Annotated in this window: 4 protein-coding genes and 2 pseudogenes; 2 read left to right on the forward strand and 4 right to left on the reverse strand. The window is 58.5% G+C overall.

Annotated features, from left to right (window positions below; translation table 11 throughout):
- Window positions 1-107 precede the first annotated feature (107 nt).
- Window positions 108-203: pseudogene (locus EN991_RS41235) on the forward strand (damage-inducible protein DinB); the annotation flags it as partial.
- A gap of 27 nt (window positions 204-230) precedes the next feature.
- On the opposite strand, the gene EN991_RS30865 reads toward EN991_RS41235, so the two are convergent.
- The 3 genes from EN991_RS30865 to hppD form a co-directional block, all read right to left on the reverse strand.
- The gene (locus EN991_RS30865; RefSeq protein ID WP_013532314.1) at window positions 231-605 is read right to left on the reverse strand and encodes a type II toxin-antitoxin system VapC family toxin; all 375 of its coding nucleotides are present in this window, start codon (window positions 603-605) and stop codon (window positions 231-233) included.
- On the reverse strand, window positions 602-829 hold the full coding sequence (locus tag EN991_RS30870) for a type II toxin-antitoxin system prevent-host-death family antitoxin (RefSeq protein ID WP_013532313.1): 228 nt from the start codon (window positions 827-829) through the stop codon (window positions 602-604). Before EN991_RS30870 ends, EN991_RS30865 begins: the two co-directional genes overlap by 4 nt.
- Window positions 830-891: 62 nt before the next feature.
- Entirely contained in the window at window positions 892-2,004 is a 1,113-nt protein-coding gene (hppD, locus tag EN991_RS30875; RefSeq protein WP_127370170.1) for a 4-hydroxyphenylpyruvate dioxygenase, read from the reverse strand.
- Window positions 2,005-2,142: 138 nt separating this feature from the next.
- Here hppD and EN991_RS30880 point away from each other — a divergent pair, with 138 nt between their 5' ends.
- Window positions 2,143-2,610, forward strand: a complete 468-nt coding sequence (locus tag EN991_RS30880) for an Lrp/AsnC family transcriptional regulator (RefSeq protein ID WP_127370171.1) — start codon at window positions 2,143-2,145, stop codon at window positions 2,608-2,610.
- Between the two features lie 77 nt (window positions 2,611-2,687).
- Here EN991_RS30880 and EN991_RS30885 read toward each other — a convergent pair.
- Window positions 2,688-2,790: pseudogene (locus tag EN991_RS30885) on the reverse strand (TIGR01244 family phosphatase); the annotation flags it as partial.

Here is a 2,790-nt window from a genome sequence, read left to right on the forward strand (position 1 = left end):
AACGCAGAGCATGCGTCGGCGTATGAACTGGTTGCTGCTGATCGTTCTTGCTGGATTTGTCGTTATGTGGGCGGGCTTGTATCTGTCGCGGTCAACCGGATGACGTGATGAGCCTGCCCGACTACCCGCGCAGCATGGCCGGCAACAATCTCTGGTCGAACGACCGACTCTACCGCGCGGTATTGTCCCTTCAGCCCGGCGAAAGAGGTCAAGCGGCTGGGCTTGGGCGATCAGGCCAATACGACGTCATAGGCTGAAAATTGCCGATCCGCGGAGACCAACGTCAGGCCTTCAATTTGGGTCTGCGCAATAAGCAGGCGGTCGAAGGGATCGCGGTGGTGAAGCGGCAGATGTTCAAGTCTCGCCGCGTGTAGTTCGTTTACGCCGAGAATCGGAATCCCGTTCGATCGCAGGATGTCCACGATGTCGCCTGTGAGCGTCACTTTGCCGAGCGATTTCTTGATGGCGATCTCGGCCACCGAGACGGCGCTGACGATCACATCCTTGCCTGTGAGAAAGATATCGCGATGATGATCCGAAAGACGTGAATCGGCGTTGAGTACCCAAAGCAGAATATGGGTATCGACCAGATATCTGCGGCTCATTTAATATACTCGTCCCATTCGGGACCGAGTTCATCAAAATCATCCGATATCCAAATCTGGCCTTTCAGGGCGCCAAGCAAGCCTTTGCTCCCACCAGCCCGAACGGGAGCGCTCAAGGTTGCGACAACCTCTCCATGTCGGGTCAGATGGATCTCTTCGCCAGCCTGGGCACGTTTCACCAATTCGGAAAGCTGAGCCTTCGCTTTTGCCATGGGGATATTCATAGATGACCTCTTATGACCAGAATTTAGGTCATAATTGGCCGGGCCGCAAGTGAGTTCGATGGCTATTCCGCCGCCTGAACCTTGATCACGCCACGCTTGATCTGATCCTGCTCGATCGATTCGAACAGCGCGCGGAAATTGCCTTCGCCAAAACCTTCGTCGCCCTTGCGCTGGATGAACTCGAAGAAGATTGGGCCGATCACGGTTTTCGAAAAAATCTGCAGCAGGATCTTGGTCATGCCGCCGTCGACTACGCCTTCGCCGTCGATCAGGATGCCGTGCTTCTTCATCCGCTCGATCGGTTCGTCATGGCCATTCACGCGGTCATACGACATATCGTAGTAGGTTTCAGGCGGGCCGGGCATGAACTTCAGCCCGTTGGCGGCGAGCTTGTCGGTGGCCTCGTAGATTTCGTCGGTGCCGACGGCGATGTGCTGGATGCCTTCGCCATTGTACTTCTTCAGGTACTCGGCGATCTGGCTGGTCTCGTCCTTGGACTCGTTGAGCGGAATGCGGATCTTGCCGCAGGGCGAGGTGATGGCGCGGCTGACCAGGCCGGTGATCTTGCCATCGATGTCGAAGAAATGGATCTGCTTGAAGCCGAACAGGTTGCGGTAGAAATCCCACCATTTGTCCATCTGGCCGCGATAGACATTGTGGGTCAGGTGATCGAGATAGTAGAAGCCGACGCCTTCCGGCCGCGGGTCGCGCGCACCCAGCCACTCGAACTCGGCGTCATAGGCCGAGCCCTTCTTGCCGTAGGTCTCGATGAAATAGAGCAGCGAGCCGCCAATGCCCACGATCGCCGGCACGTCCAGCGCCTTGTCGGCACCTTCGTAAGGTGTGGCACCCTTGGCAACGGCATGATCGAAGGCGTGTTTGGCGTCGACCACCCGCCAGGCCATCGAGGCGGCGCAAGGGCCGTGCTTGTCGACGAACTTCATCGCATGCGAGCCGGGTTCGGCATTGACGACATAGTTGATGTCGCCCTGGCGCCAGACGGTGATGTCCTTCGTGCGGTGCTTGGCCACCGCGACATAGCCCATGCGGGTGAACAGCTCAGCCAGCTTTTGCGGCTCCGGATGCGCGAATTCGACGAACTCGAACCCATCGGTGCCGGCCGGGTTGTCCTTGCTGATCCTGGCGGGCGGGGCGTCGTGCGGGAAGGGACCCATAATATTCCTCCGAAAGCTGGCCTGGCCTGAAAAGGCGATTTGACACGATGATAACGCGGAGGAGGCGCACGGTGCTTGCATTCAAACGCTTGAAATGATGATGTCATGCGTGAAGCGTGCATGATGTGGGGGAAAGCCATGGATGAGGCGCGCATTGACCAGTTCGACCGCAAGATAATGGCACTGTTGCAGGGTGATGCGCGGCTGACCAACAACGATCTTTCGGAGCGGGTGAACCTGTCGGCGTCGCAATGCTCGCGCCGCCGTCAGCGGCTGGAGGAGGACGGCTTCATCAGGGGCTATCGCGCCGTTCTCGACCGCGACAAGCTCGGTTTTTCCCTGGTCAGCGTCATTTCGGTCACGCTCGCCACCCACAATCGCGACAATGCAAGGCGCTTCAGCGAACTGGTGGCGCGGCTGCCCGAAGTGCAGGAAGCGCACGCGCTGACCGGCGAGATGGACTACATCCTGAAAGTGGTGACGCCGGATCTCAAATCATTGTCGGAATTCGTCAACGGCGTGCTACTGCCGCACGAATCCGTGCAGCACGTGAAGACGGCGATCGTGCTGGAGACGCTGAAGGAAACCGGCGCGCTGCCGATTTAATCTGAGCGGATATCATTGATACGTCGGCAGGCCAGAGGGGGTGTGAAGGATCGCCAGCCTAATGACGGAAGGGCCGTTCAACCCTTCGACTGCTGGATCAGTCCATAGAGATTGGTGCAGCGGGCGCCGGAACGGCAATAGGCGAAGACCGGGCCGTCGAGTTCCTCGAGCGCTTCGGCC

This window comes from Mesorhizobium sp. M7A.F.Ca.US.005.03.2.1 (assembly GCF_003997795.1).
Taxonomy (GTDB): Bacteria; Pseudomonadota; Alphaproteobacteria; order Rhizobiales; family Rhizobiaceae; genus Mesorhizobium; species Mesorhizobium ciceri.